We start from the raw sequence: 18751 nt of genomic DNA, 5'->3' as shown, positions 1-18751 counted from the left end.
ATATTTTGAAATTGACTATCTAATTTATCAAAGAAGCCTTTTTTCCAGTGGAAATATCAGTTAAATATTTTGAAATACTTTTTTCATTAAACAATTTAAAATATTTTTGCTTTCCTCTTTTTGCGATATTTTTTCTAAGCTTTTCATTAGTTTTAAAATATTTTATTTTATCTGAAAGGTCATCAATATCTTGGTAAGTAACAATTTCATTTTTGTTAAAAAAGTCATTTATTTTAACGTTCTTATCAATAAAAACTAATAGACCATTACCCATTAATGAAGCAATTCTATTACTTGAGTAATATTTTGTGGGCTTTCCTCTACTTAAATTAAGTGCCATTTTAGAGTTAAGCAATGACATATAAAAATTGTTCCCCCAAATAGGTTCTTGCTTGCCGATTCCATAAAAATCATATTTGATACCCTTAATTTTGCTTTTAAGTTTCTCCAAAAATATTACTCTTTCATCGATTTTACCTGATTTAAGTATTGCTCGATTAACACCATGGCTCATCGCATAAAAAATGTCGTTTTCTGGGTTTAGATCAAAAACATTAAAACATTCTATATTGTGATCAACTGGTGTAATAAAAAAATGAATATTTTTCTTTTCGCTATTTTTTAAATTAATCACCGATGGATCTGTTGTCACAAATGAATGATCAACTAATGGTAAAAGTTTCTTTAGTTTGTTGATGTTTTTACTTGTATTTGCCAAATTTGACATTAGCGGGTCTTCATACCATTGAGATATTATCAAATTTTTATTAATTGATTTAAACTGAAAAATAATTTCCTCATTTATATTTTCTGTATGTCCAAAAACTACTAAGTCTGGATTGTAATTTTTAAATGTTTCAATAAGATAATTCTTAAATTTATCTTTGATGTTTATAACATTTAAGATTTTTTGCTGTCTCACATAATCTCTATCACTTATTTCGATTACATCATGTCCATTTCTTATAAAGCCATTAGTAAATTTTTTTCCTAAAGAAAGATTGTAGATTCTGTGGTTTAATTTTTGAGCTAAATTATAAATATTTAAAATTCTTAATTGATTTTTATTTATTCTAAAGTTTATAAATGGAAATAATGAATTTCTCATTGTATCAATTTTTTCAGAATTTAATTTTATTTTATGTTTTATATTTTTCTGACTTTTAATTTGAATTTTTTTTCTTAATCTGTCATTTTTAATTAATTTAATTATTTCAGTTTCAATATTTTCAGTATCTAAATTTTTTAATCTAATCGCATGATCAGTTGTTTCTTCAAGGCCACCAGTTGCAGATATTATAGTTGCACATCCTCTAGATGTAGCTTCTAGTGAGGTTCTACCAAAAGGCTCTTCCCATCGAGATGGTATGACTGCAATTTCTGATTTTTCTAAAAATTCTATAACTTTTTCATGAGAAAGTTGACCTAAATTTAAATGATGATTGTGTGTTGGAAATTCTTGAAATCTTTTTTCTTCTCCTATCGATATGGCTTTCCAATTTGGAAATTCATTTAGAACTTTAAACATAGCCTTGCAAAATAAATCATAACCTTTGGATTCGTTGAGTTTTCCAACAAAAATTATCTGCTTATTTTTTTTCATTTTTTTTTTTACTGGATCAATACTATGATAAATAACACCTGTTTTATTTTGAGAAATTTTTGGAAGATTTGAAAAGAATTTTTGTTTAACCCATTTTGAAATAAATATTATTTTATCAACTTTTTCTAAAAGATATAATCTTTCATTAACAGTTTTAGCACCCTTCATTGATGTAGGATCGTTATGAAAGTATAAAATAATTTTTGAATTAATTTTATTTGAAAAATCAACAACCATATTTGGCCTATTATGTATTTCTATAATATCAAAATTAAATTCTTGTACTTTCTTAAGTATTTCTTGAGAATATTTTTTTGTTGTACTTGTTAATTTAGAATTAAATTTATCTAAATTAATGTTTATGTAATTTTTACTTAGAAAATTTTTATTTCTCGTACTACCAAATATATAGGTTGAATTTTTATTCACAGAATCTCTTATAAATTCACTGACCCAGAGCGCTACTGCACCAGCTCCATTTTTTGTATAATTTTCTTTATACGGTAAAATGGTTGCAATATTCATATTAATTTAAATCTATTAAGTATTTTCTTTTTTTTTTATCTTTTTTTAATTTATATTCAAAGGACATCGCCAATCTTTTATCATAAAATTTTTTTTTATAGATTATTTTCCACTGATAACCTCTTGTTGATTTTGCTCCTTTACCAGAATTATGTTTTTCAAGGCGAAAATTGAGATTATTAGTGTAACCAACGTATGATCTAGAAACGTTTTTGTTTATACATTTTAACATATAAACATAAAAAACCTTCATAATGGCGGTCCCTAGGGGAATCGAACCCCTCTTTCGAGGATGAAAACCACGTGTCCTAACCGATAGACGAAGGGACCAAATTGCAAATTATTTATTTCATATCGCATTTATAATCAAGCTTTATTAGGTGTTATTATATCAACAATTTTTATTTGAATATTAGTTTTATTATTCCAATTAATTTTATCTAATCTTAGAATTAAATTAACAGGGTTTATATAATTTAAGAGATAATCAGAAATTTTAGACCGGATTGGATTAAAAGAAATAGCTTTAATTAAACTTTTACTCGATTGTTTTAGATATAAAGTAATTAAATTGTCATTGATTACAGATGGATTCTTAATTTTGACATTCTCAACTAAAAAATATGGATTTTCATTTAAATTACCAAAAGGTTCTAATTTTGAAATTTCATTTAAAAACTTAAGATTTAAAGAACTAAAAGAAATCTTTGATATATACTTGTTTTTGTTAATAGATTTATTTTTTAAATATTGACTATCCAAAAATTTTTTAAAATCTTTAATATTATTTTTTTGGATATTTAAACCTGCTGCTAAATTATGGCCACCGCCCGAAATTAACATGTTTTTATCTACACAAGTTTTTATCAAATTGCCTATATTAAAATCATATGTTGATCTTGCTGAACCTTTGTATACTGAATTAGACTTAGAAAAAACAATACATGGTTTATTGAATAATTCTTTTATTTTAGAAGCAATTATTCCGATTATACCCTCATGTAAATCTTTATTATCAATAAAGATAATCCCATTTTCAAGAGTATATTTATTTAAATCATTATTATTTAAAAAATTATTTTGAATATTTTTTCTATGTGTGTTGAAATTATCTAATTTAATAATAATTTTTTTAATTTGATCTTCATTATTTGTAGTTAACAATTTTACAATAATGTTTGCATCGTGAATTCTTCCGGCAGAATTAAACATTGGTGCGATCAAAAATGCTAAATCATTATAATCTAGTTTTTTTTTTATTTTTTTTAATTGAAATATTTTTTTAAAAATTAAATTTTTATTTAAATCAAAATTTTTTAGAGTTTGTTGTAAAAAAAATCTATTATTTCTTCTTAATGGCATAACATCTGCTATAGTTGCTAAAGCAATATATATATGTAAGTCTTTAAGATTAACGTTTAATGAATTTTTTTTAATAAAAACATCAAGAAAAAAAAATGTCAAAAAAGCTGAACAATAATAGTCGTAAATATTGTAATCACATTCTTTTTTTGGATTAATTATATAAGTTGCTGCAGGATAAGGTTTATTTATATTGTGATGATCAATTATCAAGCACTCAATATTTTTTTTTTTAAGGTAGTTAATAGGTTCATTTGTGTTTGAACCACAGTCAACCATAAAGACTAAATCAGGATTAAATCTTTTAACTAAGTATTTTATTAAATTATAATTAACACCGTAACCATCTCTAATCCTATTCGGAATATAATAATCAGCTTTTAAATTAATTTTTTTAAAAAAATTTATTAATAAAGAGGTAGACACACATCCATCAACATCATAATCGCCTATAACTAATATCTTATTTTTTTTATTGATATGTTTCTTAAGGATTTTACAAGAATTATTAAAATCATTGTTAAAATGAAAAGGATTTGAATATGAAATTGTATTATTTGTTGAATAAATTTCTTCATCAGAAAATTTATTGGCAATAATAATCTTTGCTAAAATTTCGGATAGATTATTTTCAATTTTAATTTTTTCTAAAATTCTTCTATTAATTGAAAATTCTTCCCAGTTTTTGCTGGAAACTGATCTCATTAAATTCGGTGAGTTTTTTTAATTATTTTTCTAAAATTTGTGGATTTATGTGTAATTAATGTTTCAGAGATAAATTTATCATCTGATACGTTAATACCGTTTACCAAATCCCCAGAAGTAATTCCAGTTGCACAAAAAATAGAATCTCCTGATACTATTTGATTTAATTCATATTTTTGGGTAAAATCACTAATACCCATCTTTTTGGCTCTTATTTTATCTTCATCAGTATCGAATATAAATCTTCCTTGAAAGTAACATCCATAGGCATCTAATGCAGATGCAGCTAAAACACCCTCGGGTCCACCACCAATTCCTAAAAAAATATCAATATTAAACTTCTTATCAGTAACGTATAAGGCCCCAGAAACATCGCCATCAGTAATCAGTTTTAGTTTAACATTAAGTGATTTTAATTCATCAATTTGTTTCTTATGTCTTGGTCTATCAAGTATACATGCAGTTAAATTTTCTGGACTTGTATTTTTATGTTCAGCTAAATTCTTTATATTTTTAGACACAGAATTATCTAAATCTACAACTCCATTTTCTGGAGAGGATATTGCAATTTTATCCATGTATGTTTCTGGTGCATTAAATAAATTTGATTTTTCAGCTATTGATATTACTGTTAAGGCTCCTGGAAGATTATTTGCTGCAAAATTTGTTCCCTCTAAAGGATCAACTGCAATATCAAAAAAAGGACCATTACCAGTGCCTATTTTTTCACCTATATATAACATAGGTGCTTCATCGAGCTCACCCTCCCCGATCACAATTTTACCATTCATATCTATTTTATTTAATTCATTTCTCATAGAATCTACTGCTGCTTTGTCAGCGGCAATCTTATCTTTTTTACCAACTAAGTGATAAGATGAATATGCTGCTTTAGCAGAAACATCATGGAATAAATCAATATATTTTTTATCAATAGTCATTAACTAGAAAATTCAACCTTAGTACTATAATGTAATTTTTCTTCAAATTCTCTTAATCTTTTCCATACAGAAATTAATTCAACAATTGTCGACCAACTTTTCACCAAATATTGCAATGAACCTTCAACACGACCAAAAGCTCTAGTTATTTGTTGAACAAATCCAAGAGTTATAGCACCAGTAACAATGGTTGGGGCAAGAGCTAAATAAGGAACAATTACCATTCCTTGGAAATAACTCCATTTAACAGTGTTGAAATACAAATAATGAAAATAGGATCTAAAGTGGATACCTCTAACCCTATTATATAATTGACCTATAGTTGGAGGTGCGGCTCTTATTGGGTCATCTTCTCCTAAAACTAATTCTTTTCTATAGCCAGCTTCTTCTTTTTGAATATCATATTCAATACCTGGTAATTTTATTCCAACAGCAGCAAGTAAAAGAGTTCCACCTAAAGCTGAAATTATTGCAACCCATACTAATGCATGATCAACTTCACCAATCCATGGTAAAACATTAATTTGTTTTGATAGCACCCAGAGGATTGGAGTAAATGCTATTAAAGTCATAATGCTATCAAGCAAACCGGTACCCAATCCTTCCATTATTCTTGCAAACTTTAATGTGTCTTCTTGCACTCTTTGTGAAGCACCTTCTGTTAATCTAGCTTTTAGCCATTGTTCATGATAATATTCAGCCATAGAAGTTCTCCATCTAAAAACCCAATGACTTGTAAAAAAACCTGTAAAAACAGCGATTATAATCCAAAGTGCAGCAATTTTAGCAAAAGAAAAAAGATAGCCAATAAATTCTGTCTCAGAGACTGAATTAGGTGTTGTTAAAGCTTTTTGTAATGTATCATAAAACTGACCAAACCATTCGTTAATTTTAACATCAAGTTGCACTTGGTACCATGTGGATAACAGAATAAAAATTGATCCAAAAATACTCCACAAAAACCATTTTTTTTGAGTAAAAAATTTAAACATTCTTTATGAAAGAAAATTATCTGCGTAAGATTTTTTAACAACTTTTCTTTTTCTTGGCTCAATTAATTCAAAATCAATTTTCTTTTTTTTTGCATAATTAATTGCACGTTCTTTAGATGAAAATTCTAATCTAATTTCAGTAAAAGTGTCTGATGAACTTTCCCAACCCATTAATGGATTGCTAGTAGGATTTTTAGTTTCATATTCTAAAATCCATTTGTCAGTTTTCCCTTGACCTGATTGCATAGGATTTTTATTAGGAATATAAATTTTAGCTTTTCTCATAAATGGTCGGAGTGGCAGGATTCGAACCTGCGACCCTCTGGTCCCAAACCAGATGCGCTACCAGGCTGCGCTACACTCCGTGAAAGTTCTTATAACTTTTTTAGAAATGTTTTCAATAAATTAAAGAAATAAGTAGATAAAAGATGTAATATATACTTAAATTTCAATAATAACTCCATGTTTATACTTAATAGATATTACAAATTTTACAAAAATAATGGTTTAATAAAAACAATAACAAAAATCATTTCTTCGCCTCTCAGATATTTTGAAAAAAAACTATATAAAAAGAAAAAAAATTTGATTTTCAGTAAAGATAATAAAGAAGAAAAATTTGATTTAATTTATAAACAAAATTTTTGGTCATCTATGGAAAGTGTTTCAGGGATAGGTTCTGAATTAAAAAATACAGTTAATTTGAGAAAAGAATTAGTTGAAATTTTTCAATATTACAGATTTGAAAACGTTTTAGATGCTCCTTGTGGAGATTTTAACTGGATTAAAACAATTATTAATGATGAGATCAAATATTTAGGCGGAGATATAGTTTCTGATTTAATTGAAAAAAATAAAAATAAATACAAAACTGATAATATTAATTTTGTGAAATTAGATATAACAAGAGATAAAATTCCTGATTCAAATTTAATGATATGCCGTGATTGCTTAATACATTTATCATTTAAAAGTATTAAGTCTTTTTTTAGAAATTTTTTAAGAAGCAATATAGATTATCTTTTACTTACTAGTTATGAGCTTAAAGATAATAAAAAAGAGTTCATTAATTTGGATATCCTTGATGGAGATTTTAGAGAAATTAATTTATCAAAAAAACCATTTAATTTTCCCGAGCCTATCAAAAAAATAAAGGATAAAGATGTAGAGTCGACTCACAGTGGTTTTTATTGTTATATGAACTTATACAGTAGGAACCAAATATCTAATATAATTAAAGAATTATAAAAAAAATTTTTTATACTTTTTTATAAAAAATAATCTGTCTCTTCTTCTGATACCTGCTAAATGTATGATTACAGGATCAAAATAATAGTTTGAAACTTCATCGTTTTCTGGATTTTTAAAGTTTTTCTTTGGCATACTGTTCCAAATGCCAGATAAAAAATAAAATTTATTTAATATTTTTTTTGGTGGATTATTGTCATTTAATTTTGATATTTCTGCTTTAAAACCTAATTCATCCATAAAAGCTGCATTATCAGGCCAATAATGAGATAAATATTTTTTTTTGTTCCAAACATTTTTAAAAAATTCTAAAGACCATTTTGTGTTTCTAACAAGTAAAACACCGACATTAGGACCCCACGTAAGGTAATTTATATATGGTAATTTTGTTTGATGTTTTGATTTAAAAAATTGATTATGAACAAATATATGTTTTTTTTTATCAATATGATTGAGTATGTTTTCATATCTGCAAATAAATGTATCGGCATCTAGCCACAAATAATATTCATGTGTACCAGCTTGCAAATTATCAATCAGCATTTTGATCTTAAGCCAGTAAAAATGTCTTTCAAATTTATTTGTTTTATCTATTTCATAATCAAAATTAAAATGTTCAGCATATTTAATAATTGTATTTTCTGAATGTTTTCCAACATTTCTATATCTAAAATTATATCCCGAGAGTATCTTGAGCTTTTTATTGGTATTTTTTTTTGATTTTTTGCTAAAAAAGAACATTATTTTAAATTAAAAGATAAATTATTTATTAATACAATTAATGATATATTTAAAGTCATAATTACATAAACAAAAAATTAAGAAAGTTTTAAAATTCAATGATCATCAAATGTAATAAATGCAATAAAAGTTTTGAATTATATGATCACCTTATTCCTAAAGAAGGTAGATTATTAAAATGTGGTAATTGTGAAAATACTTGGTTTTTTAAAAATGAAAATAAAGAAAATTTAAATAATAAGAAAGAGTCTGAATTAAATGATATTGAAGTATCAAAGCAAAAATCTGCAGATAGTAGTATAAGTGATAGTGAAATTAATGATGTTCCTGTAAATACAAATAGGTCAGATTTAAAATTTAATATCAGTAAAGCATCATCTTATTTTGTGGTTATATTAGTATCAATAATAGCTCTCATCATAGTATTAGATACTTTTAAGACACCTATTGGATATATTTTTCCAGCAGTTGAAAAAATCTTGTATAATTTATATGAAACTATAAAAGATATTTATTTATTTTTGAAAGATTTAATAATTTAATTCATGATCCAATATATTTCAAAACCTTTTAAATGGTTTTTTAAATTAGAGGCTGCAAGTGGATTAGTTTTATTAATAGCTGCTATTTTTGCATTAGTCATTAGTAATAGTACATTTAGTAGTATTTATTTTGAAACTTTAGAAAAATATCTTTTTATAGGAATAAATGAATTTGGATTAAAATTATCAGTCCATCATTGGATAAATGATGCCTTAATGGCAATTTTCTTTTTTTTTGTAACACTTGAAATTAAAAGGGAATTTCTTCAAGGTGAATTGTCAAATATAAAACAAGCTTTACTTCCAATTATAGCTGCAGTTGGTGGCATGGTTGTGCCAGCGTTATTTTATGTGGTTATCAATTATGGAAATTCAGAAACAATTAATGGATGGGCAATACCCTCTGCCACTGATATTGCTTTTTCATTAGGAATATTATCCTTACTTGGTTCAAGAGTTCCGATTTCGTTAAAGGTATTTTTAACAGCACTTGCTATAATAGATGATTTAGGGGCAATTTTAATTATAGCGTTCTTTTATTCAGGCGATTTAAGCATACCTTATTTGAGTTTGATATTGATAAGTTATATTTTATTATTAATTCTCAATAAATTTTCAGTTAAGATTTTTACACCATATTTATTAATAGGATTGTGTATGTGGTTTTTCACTTATAAATCTGGTATACACGCAACTATAGCTGGTGTTCTATTGGCATCAACAATACCTCACAGACTTAAAGAACATGATTTTTCATTATTAGTAAAACTTGAACACGCTATTTCTCCTTATGTGGCATTTATGATTATGCCAATATTTGCTTTTGCAAATGCAGGTGTAAATCTTGAGGGATTATCCTTATCAAGTTTACTAAACCCTGTCCCTCTTGGAATTTTAATGGGACTTTTTTTTGGAAAACAAATTGGTGTATTATTATTCTCTTACGTCTCTGTAAAATTTAAATTTGCTGATATGCCAAATAATTCTAATTGGTTAAGTGTATATGGTGTTTCAATTTTAACAGGGATTGGTTTTACAATGAGTTTATTTGTTGGAAATTTAGCTTTTGTTGAAAATACTCAATATATTGATGGAGTTAAAATTGGTGTTTTAACAGGATCCCTACTCTCTACAGTTTTTGGTTACTTCATATTGTTAATTTCTTCTAAAAATAAATGAACCAATTTAAAGGATTAATTTATATTATAATTTTTATGATTTCATTTTTTAATACAGTGAATGCGGAATATGAAAAAATATTTTTTGACTTTGAAATTAAAGATATAAATGAGAAAACTTTTGCTTTAGAAAATTTTAAAAACAAAGCAGTTTTACTTGTAAATGTTGCAAGCAATTGTGGTTTCACAAAACAATATTCTGAACTTCAGGAACTATACGATAAGTATAGTGTGAAAGGATTAGTTGTTTTAGGTGTTCCTTCAAATCAATTTGGTGGACAAGAGCCAGGTAGTAACAATGAAATAAAAGATTTTTGTGAAACGAATTTCAATATAACGTTTCCAATGACTGCAAAAATTAATGTTAAGGGAGAAAATGCACATCCTATTTATTTATGGGCAAAAGAAAATTATGGAAATTCTGCTGTGCCAAAATGGAACTTTCATAAAATATTGATAAATAAAGATGGAAAAATCGAGGATACCTACTCATCCTTCACAAAACCAATGTCAAAAAAGTTAATAAATAAGATAGAAGAAATACTATAAGTTTACCGTAAGACCATCATAAGCAGGCATAACATTTTTAGGTAAAGTTTTTTTTAAGAAATTATAATCTAAATCAGAATGTAGATTTGTTAAAATTGCCTTTTTTGGTTTGAATTCATTTATATATTTTAAGGAACTTTCTAGATTTAAGTGGGATGGATGGTATCTCAACCATAAACAATCGATTATCAAATATTTTAAATTTCTAAAAAATTTATAATTCTTTTTAGAAATATTGCTAATATCACTGATATATGCAATTTTTTTATCAATTATGTAGCAAACACTATTTACTTTACCATGTTTAACATTAACACCCTTAACTTTAAGTTTCTTTTTACCATCAGAAATAGACAAATTATCATTTAAAGAGTTTAATTTAAGAGTAGCTGGATATTCTTTGCTGTTATTAATGAAGCAATATTTAAAAGTATTGAACAAATATTTTTTAGTTGGATGATCAGCATATACAGGAATAGTTTTTTTGTTTTGGATATAAAAAACTCTTAAATCATTAATACCGTGTGTTTGATCAGCGTGCATATGAGAATAAAGAACTTTGTCTATCTTATTAATTTTATTGTAAATTAGTTGTTGTCTCAAATCTGGCGAAGTATCAATTAAAACATTTTCAGATTTAGTTTGTATTAAAGCAGAACATCTTGTCCTGTAATTTTTTTTGTTTTTTGGATCACAATTACCAAAATATCCATCAGATCTTGGCACACCCATTGAGCTTCCACATCCTAAAATAGTAAACTTCATTAATTAAAAAGATTATTAAAGTTTGAAGTTGTATTCTTTATTAAATCTAAATTTGAAATATTTTTAATCTCAGCAAGTTTTTGAGCAGTAAATTTTACATAAGATGGCTCATTTTGTTTACCTCTATTTGGAACTGGTGCTAAATACGGGCTATCAGTTTCAATTAGCAACTTATTTAACGGAATAGATTTAAATGTTTCTTGCAATTCTAAAGAATTTTTAAAAGTTATAATTCCACTAGCAGAAAAATAAGCCCCAAAAGATAACAAATTATCCACAAATTCTTTTGAACCAGTGAAGCAATGCATTAAAATTTTTAAATTCTTATTTTTGAATTTACTAAAAACTTCTAAAGTCTCTTTTTCTGCATTTCTTGAATGAACAATTAAAGGAATATTTAGCTTAATTGAGGCTTTAATGTGTTCTTCAAAACTAGTTATCTGATCATCTTTATCACTGTAATTATAATAAAAATCTAATCCAGTCTCACCAATACCAATTATCTTATTATTATTTTTAACTTCTTTAATGATTATATCTGAATTTACTTTATCATTTTTAGCTTCATGAGGATGGATTCCATATGTTCCAAAAATTATATCATCTTGCTTCACTAAAAGTTTTATTTTTTCAAAACTTTTTATGGTTGTGCAAATCGTAAGCAATTTTTCTATACCCACTTCTTTAGATCTTTTAATGACATTACCTATATCATCAAAAAGTGGTGAATGATCTAGATGACAATGTGAATCAATCATTCAGTTTTTCAATTTTTTTAAACAAAATATCTATTTTATTAATTGTATCTAATTTAGATAAATAATTGTGATTCTCAATTGTTGAATAATCAATTTGATTTTCATTAATCGAAAAAATTTTTAAAGCATTTAATGATGATTGAGGAATTATTGGATATAACAAGAAGCTTATTTTTCTAACAATTTCTAATGTTGTAAAAACTATTGTGTTCAATCTTTTGATACTATCCTTCTTTTTCCATGGTTCTTGATCATTAAAATATTTGTTTGCTTCAAATAGTGAATTAACAATAAACTCAATATAAAAATTTAAGTCTAATTCATCAATTTTTTTTCTAATTAAATTAATATTATCTTTAAATTTATCTAAAATAACCAAGTCATCTTCATTAAATTCAATATCTTTAGGAATTTTACCTTCACAGTTTTTAATTGCAAAAGCAGTAACTCTTTGACACAAGTTTCCATAATTGTTTGCTAGATCGCTATTTATACAATCTTCCAATCTATCTTGTGAAATATTACCATCATTTCCGAATGAAACTTCTTTGATTAAATAATATCTTAAAGGGTCTAAACCATATTGATTAATTATTTCTATTGGATCTAAAATGTTACCTTTTGATTTAGACATTTTTTCTTCACCAGATAGTATCCAACCATGACCATAAACTTTTTTAGGCAAAGGTATTTTAGCAGCTAATAAAAAAGCTGGCCAATATACAGCGTGAAATCTCAATATGTCTTTACCTATCAAATGTACATTTGCAGGCCAATATTTTTTTAAAAGTTGATTATTCACATCAGGGTAGTTTAGTGCACTGATATAATTCGTTAATGCATCTAACCATACATAAATTACATGTTCCTTATTACTAGGTACTGGTATCCCCCAAGAAAAGCTTTTTCTACTTACTGATAAATCTTTCAAACCTCCTTTAACAAAACTAATAACTTCATTTCTTCTTGCTTTTGGGGATATAAATTCAGGATTTTTTTCGTAATAATCAAGCAAAGGTTTTTCCCATTTAGAAAGTCTGAAAAAATAAGATTCTTCATCCATCCATTCAACTAGCGATTTAGAAGTTTTTGATAATTTTTTACCATCAATTTCCTCAATTTCATCGTCCGTATAAAATGCTTCATCAGATACAGAATACCATCCTGAATATTTTGACAAATATATGTCATCATTTTTTTCCAATTCTTTCCATAAATTTTGGACAGAATTTTTATGACGATCTTCAGTAGTTCTAATAAAATCAGTATTTGTTAAATTAAGGGTTTTAGATAAATCTCGAAAAGTTTTACTGATTTCATCACAAAATTTAAGAGTTTCTAACCCCTTTTTTTCAGCTGCTCTTTGAATCTTAAGTCCATGTTCATCTGTGCCAGTTAAAAAATTGACATCAAAACCATCAATTCTTTTAAATCTTGCAAAAAAGTCAGCAATGATACTTGAATATGCATGACCCATATGAGGTTTTGCAGAAGGGTAATATATTGGTGTTGTGATATAAAAATTTTTATGCATCTAAAATTTCTTCATTAAATTCTATAAATAAAGATTCTTTATCTAAATTATAAATTTTTGTATCTGAAATTCTCTTAATAAAATAGTAATACTTTTTATTGATTAATTTAGAAAAAGATTTGTTTAATTTTCTAAAATAAAATTCAATAAAACTATACATCATATTATTAATAAAATTATTCTTTTTATAATGTGCATCTTTAATCAGAATTTTTAGAAAATTTCTTAAATCTATGTTTGATAAATCATACTTATTTTCTAAAGAAAATTGAACTAAATGATAAATTTCACCAGGTGTGAAATAATAATTCAATAGTTCTTTAGAAATCAAATTATTTATATCATCATTTAAAAGTTGATTTGAAATCTTCAAATATTCTTGATTTGATAAATTGATCTTAAAATTAATACACCTTGATAATAAAGTTGGTAAAATTTTTTTGTTATTATGTATTAATATAAAATTAATATTCTCATTAGGCTCTTCAAGAACTTTCAATAATGCATTGATTGAATTGGTATTTAATAATTCAATATTATCAATTAAAACAAATCTTGGTTTTTGATTAAAAGAGGATTTATTTAAATTGACTATTAGGTCTCTGATTTGTTGAATATCAATAGATTTTTTATCTTCATTAACATCAATTGTTATCAAATTTGTATTAGATTGGTTATTTATCGTTTTAAATTCAGAACTTTCTGTATTTATTTGAAAATTTTCCACATCATAACTTACTTGTTCACCTATTGTTAATACATAGTTTATAAAATGAAATGCTAATGTAGATTTACCGATACCTTTTTGACCACTGAATAAAATCTTGTTTGGAAATTTTTGGTTTTTATAAAACTTTACAAGTTCAGTGAAATATTTTTCTAAGCCATAAAGTTTATATTGATTTATAGGTAGTAAATTACTCATAGTATTTCATCTATTGTTCGTAATATAATTTTCTTATTATAATCAATATTATAATTCGAATTAATAATGGTATACTTTTTTTTATTTTTATTTGCCAATGTTACAAAACCTCTTTGAACTTTTTGATAAAAACTAGTCTTAAATTTATCGTATCTATTAAGTGATTTTCTAATTTTTAATCTCTTAATCATGTTGTTTTTATTAACAATATTTAAAAATGTATAATCAACTTTAAATTTTTTTAGGATAAAATTATTGATAGTGTTTATTAATTTTATATCAACGCCAAAGCCATAATGTTGATAAGCAATTGTAGAGTCAGTAAATCGATCAATCAAAATTACTTTTTTTTTATAACTTTTTTTTAATTGTTCAATATTTTCACTTCTGGAAGCAAGATAAAGCAATAAATCAGTTATCTTATTAAAATTAGATTTCTTATTTAAAATTAATTTTCTAATTCTTTCAGAGTTTATAGAACCACCTGGTTCACGAATTTTTATAAAATCTATATTCTTTTTTTTAAGATATTTCGCTACATTAGAAATATGGAAGCTTTTACCACTACCTTCTATACCTTCAAAAACTATTACAGGATATCTAGACATCACCCCAGATTAAATAGTTCAAAGACTTTATTAATCTAGTAAAGATATTTACTCTCTCTATGTCTTTAGCAGCCAAAAGTTCGTATTCACCTATTAACTCTTCATCATAAACAACTTTGAATTTTCCTAACATATCATTTTTTTTAATCGGTGCTTCAACAGGTCCTTCATACTTTAAAGCAACTTTTAATAATCCTTTTTTAGCTTTTTTGATTGTTTTATAAATATTTTCATTAACGTAAACCTCAACTTGATCTTCTTTTCCAAGCCAAACATCAACTTTATCAATTGTTTTATTTGCATTATTTATTTCGACAACATCAAAATTAGTTAATCCATAAGTTAAAAGTTTAGAACTTTCTCTAGATCTTGCATTTTTAGTTTCAAAACCACTGCCAACAGCAATTAATCTTCTTCCATTTCTTATTAAAGAAGAGGCTAAGGAATATTTTTCAACAGCTAAATAACCAGTTTTGATACCATCAGCACCAATATTTTTATATAATAGAGGATTACGATTACCTTGTGTTATAGGATCTCCCCCTGTTCTATCCCATGTAAATTCTTTAATTGAAAACCATTCATAAAAATCTGGATGTTTTTGTATTAAATATCTGGACATTCTTAAAATATCTCTAACAGTTGAGTAATTGTCAGGATCATTAATACCGGATGAATTTGCAAAATTAGTATTATCCATACCTAATTCTTTTGCTTTAGCTGTCATTAAAATTGCAAACTCTTCTTCAGTTCCAGCAATACCTTCGGCAAGAGCTATACAGGCGTCATTACCTGATGCTGTTATTATACCATGAAGTAAATCTTCAACTGAAACCTCATCACCAACCATGATAAACATCGAGGAATAACCTGCAGTTGAAAGTCTCCAAGCTTTTTCAGATACAATAAATTTATCATCTAAACTTAAGTCTCCAGATTTAATTAAATCAAATGCAATTATGGAAGTCATAATTTTAGTCATTGATGCTGGATAGATTTGAATATCTGGTTCTTTTTCATATAAAATTTCACCTGATAAAAAATCTTGAAGAATGGCAGTACGAGCTTTAATTTCGATATTTGAATTTGAATTAGAAATTAAAAAAATAAAAGATAAAAGATTAATAATAATTATTCTAAACATTTTTAAGTATTTCTAAATTTTCAAAATTGAGTGAGTTCATTTGTTCAAAAGACTCTTGTAGAGATTTTATATCATTAAAAGGACCTAATAATACCCTGAAATTATTTTTTGATATTTCAACAAGTTTGATAGTCTTAATGGTTGTCTCTGATTTAATTCGATCAATCATTAAAAAGGCACTTTTTTTATAGTAGAAATCGGCAACTTTTATTGAATAGGATATCTTTTGATCAGATTTATTTATCTTTATATATTCTTTACTCTCACTGAGACTGCTAATTTTAATTCCATCAATAGGTGCTTTTTCTGCAACTTTTTTTTCTTCATCAAATGTTTTTGCTTTATTAGCTATAAATGTTGAATCTTTTGAAATTAGAACAATTTCTATATAAGGTTCTATTGGATTAATTTCCAGATCTTCAGCAATTCTTTCGCTAATTACCGAATTATAAAAATTAGAAAATTTTACATTATTTGATTTAATTTTAGCTATCAAAGATTTTCCATTTAAAGGATTTGTAATTTTTACTTTGGATTTTTTTTTTAAAGATTTGTGAAAAATTTCCAAAGATCTTTGATCAAGTTTTTTTAAATCTAAATTTTCATTATAAATTAATGCAAATCCAGTGTTTCTATATTTAATCTCAGGTTTGAAATTTACTTTTTTTGATTTTTTGCCGTATTGTTCACAGCCAGAAATAAATACAAGTATAAATAAAAAAAATATATATCTAAATTTCATCTTTAAATTTATCTTTCAATGTGCAGACAGCAAGTGCAAACCTTAATGATCTATTCCATTTTAGAATAACTTCATAATTATCAAAAACTATATAAGCTGGATTTAAAGTTTCCGCACCTGGTATGATATCTTTATCAGGAGTTATAATGGCTGTGTTAACATTATCATCTAAATCATTCAATTTAGATGAATCTTTTATATATTTTTTAAAAAAACCTAATTTCTTTTTATTATGAAGTTTTTTTGCAGAAATATTTAAATATTTTTTTGGAATATTATTTTTTAATTCAATTCTATAAAAACATGGTTCATTTTTTTTCCACCCTATTTGATTAAGATAGTTAGCAGCAGATGGATAAGCATCCTTATTATCTTTTAAGTTAATCATTTCATCTTTATTATAATCAATCGCATAATTAGTTATTGTACTTGGCATGAATTGAAAAAAACCAAAAGCACCAGCCCAAGATCCATATAGTGTTTGATAATCAATTTTCTTATTTTCTATTAATTTCAATAAAGTTATTAATTCTTTAGTAAAAAATTCAGATCGACGTTGGTCATAACTTAAAGTTGCCAGAGACGAAATAATATCCATTTTTCCAACATAGGTTCCAAAGTTTGTTTCAATACCCATTAATGCTAGTAATAACTCTTTTTCAATATCAAATTCCGCCTCAACTAAATCAATAATATCTTTATTATCTTTATAAAAGTTTTTACCTTTTGTTTGTTTTTGTTTTGAGGTTCTTTTTCCAATATATGTTTTTGTATCTTCATAGAATTCAGGTTGGAACCGGTCATACTCAATTACTTTTGACGAGTATTTGACATTGGACATTACCATATTAAATGTGTTTTCAGATATGTTATTTTTTAAAGCTATTTTTTTAAAATTAAGCTTCCATTTATTGAAGTCATTAACATCATATGAAAAAGAATATTTAGTAAATATTAGTAAAAAAATAATTGAAAACTTAATTAGTTTCATAAAGATCTTTTAAATATATTATTACTGCAATCCAAATTAAAATAAAACTAACAAATTTTATTGTGGAAAATGGCTCACCATAATAAAAATAACCCAATAAGAACTGCAAGGTAGGTGTAATATAAAAAATCATACCTGCTGGACCTAAACCACTTAACTCAACACCTCGCACATACAAAAAAAGTGGAATCACTGTCATTGGACCAGTCAACATAATAAATAAAGATAATGGAATATCATTTGTAGAAAAATCATTTAACCCTTTTTGATAAACAAAATAAAAAGTAACTAAAGCAAATGGTAAAATAAACAGGCTTTCTATTAAAAGACCAATATCAGTATCAACATTTATTTTTTTTCGTATTAAGTTATAAAATCCCCAACTTAAACCAACAACTATTCCAACCCATGGTAATGACTTAATACTTAGAAATAATAGAATGATAATAGATAGTATGACTAATGAAATCGAAAATATTCTATTCTTATTTAATTTTTCTTTAAAAAATATGTAGCCTAAAAAAACACTTAAAATAGGCATAATGAAATATCCAAAACTTGCATCGATTATTCGATCAGTCGCAACTGCATAAATCCAAACAGCCCAATTAATAAAAATTAATAATCCAGAAAAAAATAATCCAAAAAGAAATTTCTTATTTCTGATTGTAGAGATAAAAATTTTCCATTTAGAAAAAAAAAATGTAGTAATAATTAATGTAAAGGCTGTCCATACACATCGATGAATAATGACTTCTACAAATCCTATAAATTCTAGATATTTAAAATAAATAACCCCAATAAATCCCCACCAAAAAGAACCTAATGAGGTCAATAAAAGTCCTTTATTAAATTCTTGATTCATATTTTGGTGTTTGAGGCTATAGTCAGTTTATTA

Annotated in this window: 20 protein-coding genes and 2 tRNA genes; 4 read left to right on the top strand and 18 right to left on the bottom strand. The window is 25.5% G+C overall.

The window, feature by feature from the left end:
- Nucleotides 1-19: 19 nt before the first annotated feature.
- The 8 genes from B9N70_RS02810 to B9N70_RS02775 form a co-directional block, all read right to left on the bottom strand.
- Entirely contained in the window at nt 20-2128 is a 2109-nt protein-coding gene (locus B9N70_RS02810; RefSeq protein WP_085114288.1) for a glycosyltransferase, read from the bottom strand.
- A 1-nt stretch (nt 2129) separates the two neighbouring features.
- Nucleotides 2130-2381: a GIY-YIG nuclease family protein gene (locus tag B9N70_RS02805; RefSeq protein WP_231909424.1), complete on the bottom strand. Its 252-nt coding sequence runs from the start codon at nt 2379-2381 to the stop codon at nt 2130-2132.
- A gap of 2 nt (nt 2382-2383) precedes the next feature.
- A tRNA-Glu gene (locus B9N70_RS02800) sits at nt 2384-2458 on the bottom strand.
- 36 nt (nt 2459-2494) lie between these two features.
- Nucleotides 2495-4195, bottom strand: coding sequence for a single-stranded-DNA-specific exonuclease RecJ (locus tag B9N70_RS02795; protein WP_085114286.1), 1701 nt, complete (start codon nt 4193-4195; stop codon nt 2495-2497).
- The gene (gene glpX, locus B9N70_RS02790; RefSeq protein ID WP_085114285.1) at nt 4195-5136 is read right to left on the bottom strand and encodes a class II fructose-bisphosphatase; all 942 of its coding nucleotides are present in this window, start codon (nt 5134-5136) and stop codon (nt 4195-4197) included. The genes B9N70_RS02795 and glpX overlap by 1 nt, the downstream gene beginning before the upstream one ends.
- Nucleotides 5136-6128: a putative transporter gene (locus B9N70_RS02785; RefSeq protein WP_085114284.1), complete on the bottom strand. Its 993-nt coding sequence runs from the start codon at nt 6126-6128 to the stop codon at nt 5136-5138. Before B9N70_RS02785 ends, glpX begins: the two co-directional genes overlap by 1 nt.
- A gap of 3 nt (nt 6129-6131) precedes the next feature.
- On the bottom strand, nt 6132-6413 hold the full coding sequence (locus B9N70_RS02780) for an ETC complex I subunit (RefSeq protein WP_085114283.1): 282 nt from the start codon (nt 6411-6413) through the stop codon (nt 6132-6134).
- Nucleotides 6414-6416: 3 nt separating this feature from the next.
- A tRNA-Pro gene (locus tag B9N70_RS02775) sits at nt 6417-6493 on the bottom strand.
- Between the two features lie 97 nt (nt 6494-6590).
- On the opposite strand from B9N70_RS02775, the gene B9N70_RS02770 reads away from it, so the two are divergent.
- Complete coding sequence (locus tag B9N70_RS02770) at nt 6591-7376, top strand: class I SAM-dependent methyltransferase (protein WP_085114282.1); 786 nt, start codon at nt 6591-6593, stop codon at nt 7374-7376.
- On the opposite strand, the gene B9N70_RS02765 is transcribed toward B9N70_RS02770, so the two are convergent.
- Nucleotides 7371-8117 carry a hypothetical protein gene (locus B9N70_RS02765; RefSeq protein WP_085114281.1) on the bottom strand — a complete coding sequence of 249 codons (747 nt, stop codon included), beginning with the start codon at nt 8115-8117 and terminating at the stop codon, nt 7371-7373. The genes B9N70_RS02770 and B9N70_RS02765 overlap by 6 nt on opposite strands.
- A gap of 98 nt (nt 8118-8215) precedes the next feature.
- On the opposite strand from B9N70_RS02765, the gene B9N70_RS02760 reads away from it, so the two are divergent.
- Genes B9N70_RS02760 through B9N70_RS02750 form a run of 3 tightly spaced genes read left to right on the top strand, consistent with a single transcriptional unit; the run spans nt 8216 to nt 10386 of the window.
- Entirely contained in the window at nt 8216-8659 is a 444-nt protein-coding gene (locus B9N70_RS02760; protein WP_085114280.1) for a zinc-ribbon domain-containing protein, read from the top strand.
- A 3-nt stretch (nt 8660-8662) separates the two neighbouring features.
- Nucleotides 8663-9838, top strand: coding sequence for a Na+/H+ antiporter NhaA (gene nhaA / locus B9N70_RS02755; protein ID WP_085114279.1), 1176 nt, complete (start codon nt 8663-8665; stop codon nt 9836-9838).
- Nucleotides 9835-10386 carry a glutathione peroxidase gene (locus tag B9N70_RS02750; protein ID WP_231909423.1) on the top strand — a complete coding sequence of 184 codons (552 nt, stop codon included), beginning with the start codon at nt 9835-9837 and terminating at the stop codon, nt 10384-10386. The genes nhaA and B9N70_RS02750 overlap by 4 nt, the downstream gene beginning before the upstream one ends.
- On the opposite strand, the gene B9N70_RS02745 is transcribed toward B9N70_RS02750, so the two are convergent.
- Genes B9N70_RS02745 through rarD form a run of 9 tightly spaced genes read right to left on the bottom strand, consistent with a single transcriptional unit; the run spans nt 10381 to nt 18718 of the window.
- Nucleotides 10381-11151 (bottom strand): MBL fold metallo-hydrolase, encoded by a 771-nt coding sequence (locus B9N70_RS02745; RefSeq protein WP_085114278.1) that lies wholly within the window; start codon nt 11149-11151, stop codon nt 10381-10383. The two genes, B9N70_RS02750 and B9N70_RS02745, sit on opposite strands and share 6 nt — an antisense overlap.
- Nucleotides 11151-11909 (bottom strand): TatD family hydrolase, encoded by a 759-nt coding sequence (locus B9N70_RS02740; protein ID WP_085114277.1) that lies wholly within the window; start codon nt 11907-11909, stop codon nt 11151-11153. The genes B9N70_RS02745 and B9N70_RS02740 overlap by 1 nt, the downstream gene beginning before the upstream one ends.
- Complete coding sequence (gene metG / locus B9N70_RS02735) at nt 11902-13443, bottom strand: methionine--tRNA ligase (RefSeq protein ID WP_085114276.1); 1542 nt, start codon at nt 13441-13443, stop codon at nt 11902-11904. The genes B9N70_RS02740 and metG overlap by 8 nt, the downstream gene beginning before the upstream one ends.
- A complete protein-coding gene (locus B9N70_RS02730; RefSeq protein ID WP_085114275.1) occupies nt 13436-14368 on the bottom strand; it encodes an AAA family ATPase in 933 nt (310 codons plus the stop codon). Before B9N70_RS02730 ends, metG begins: the two co-directional genes overlap by 8 nt.
- Complete coding sequence (tmk, locus tag B9N70_RS02725) at nt 14365-14976, bottom strand: dTMP kinase (RefSeq protein ID WP_085114274.1); 612 nt, start codon at nt 14974-14976, stop codon at nt 14365-14367. The genes B9N70_RS02730 and tmk overlap by 4 nt, the downstream gene beginning before the upstream one ends.
- The gene (locus tag B9N70_RS02720) at nt 14969-16120 is read right to left on the bottom strand and encodes a D-alanyl-D-alanine carboxypeptidase family protein (protein ID WP_085114273.1); all 1152 of its coding nucleotides are present in this window, start codon (nt 16118-16120) and stop codon (nt 14969-14971) included. Before B9N70_RS02720 ends, tmk begins: the two co-directional genes overlap by 8 nt.
- Nucleotides 16113-16862, bottom strand: coding sequence for a hypothetical protein (locus B9N70_RS02715; RefSeq protein ID WP_085114272.1), 750 nt, complete (start codon nt 16860-16862; stop codon nt 16113-16115). The genes B9N70_RS02720 and B9N70_RS02715 overlap by 8 nt, the downstream gene beginning before the upstream one ends.
- Nucleotides 16852-17853 (bottom strand): lytic murein transglycosylase, encoded by a 1002-nt coding sequence (locus tag B9N70_RS02710; protein ID WP_085114271.1) that lies wholly within the window; start codon nt 17851-17853, stop codon nt 16852-16854. The genes B9N70_RS02715 and B9N70_RS02710 overlap by 11 nt, the downstream gene beginning before the upstream one ends.
- Nucleotides 17840-18718, bottom strand: a complete 879-nt coding sequence (gene rarD, locus B9N70_RS02705; protein WP_085114270.1) for an EamA family transporter RarD — start codon at nt 18716-18718, stop codon at nt 17840-17842. Before rarD ends, B9N70_RS02710 begins: the two co-directional genes overlap by 14 nt.
- Nucleotides 18719-18751 lie beyond the last annotated feature (33 nt).

The sequence above is a fragment of the Candidatus Pelagibacter sp. HIMB1321 genome (genome assembly GCF_900177485.1).
Taxonomy (GTDB): domain Bacteria; phylum Pseudomonadota; class Alphaproteobacteria; order Pelagibacterales; family Pelagibacteraceae; genus Pelagibacter.
Note: the sequence above shows the minus strand (reverse complement) of the source record. Positions and strands in the feature narration are given on the sequence as shown.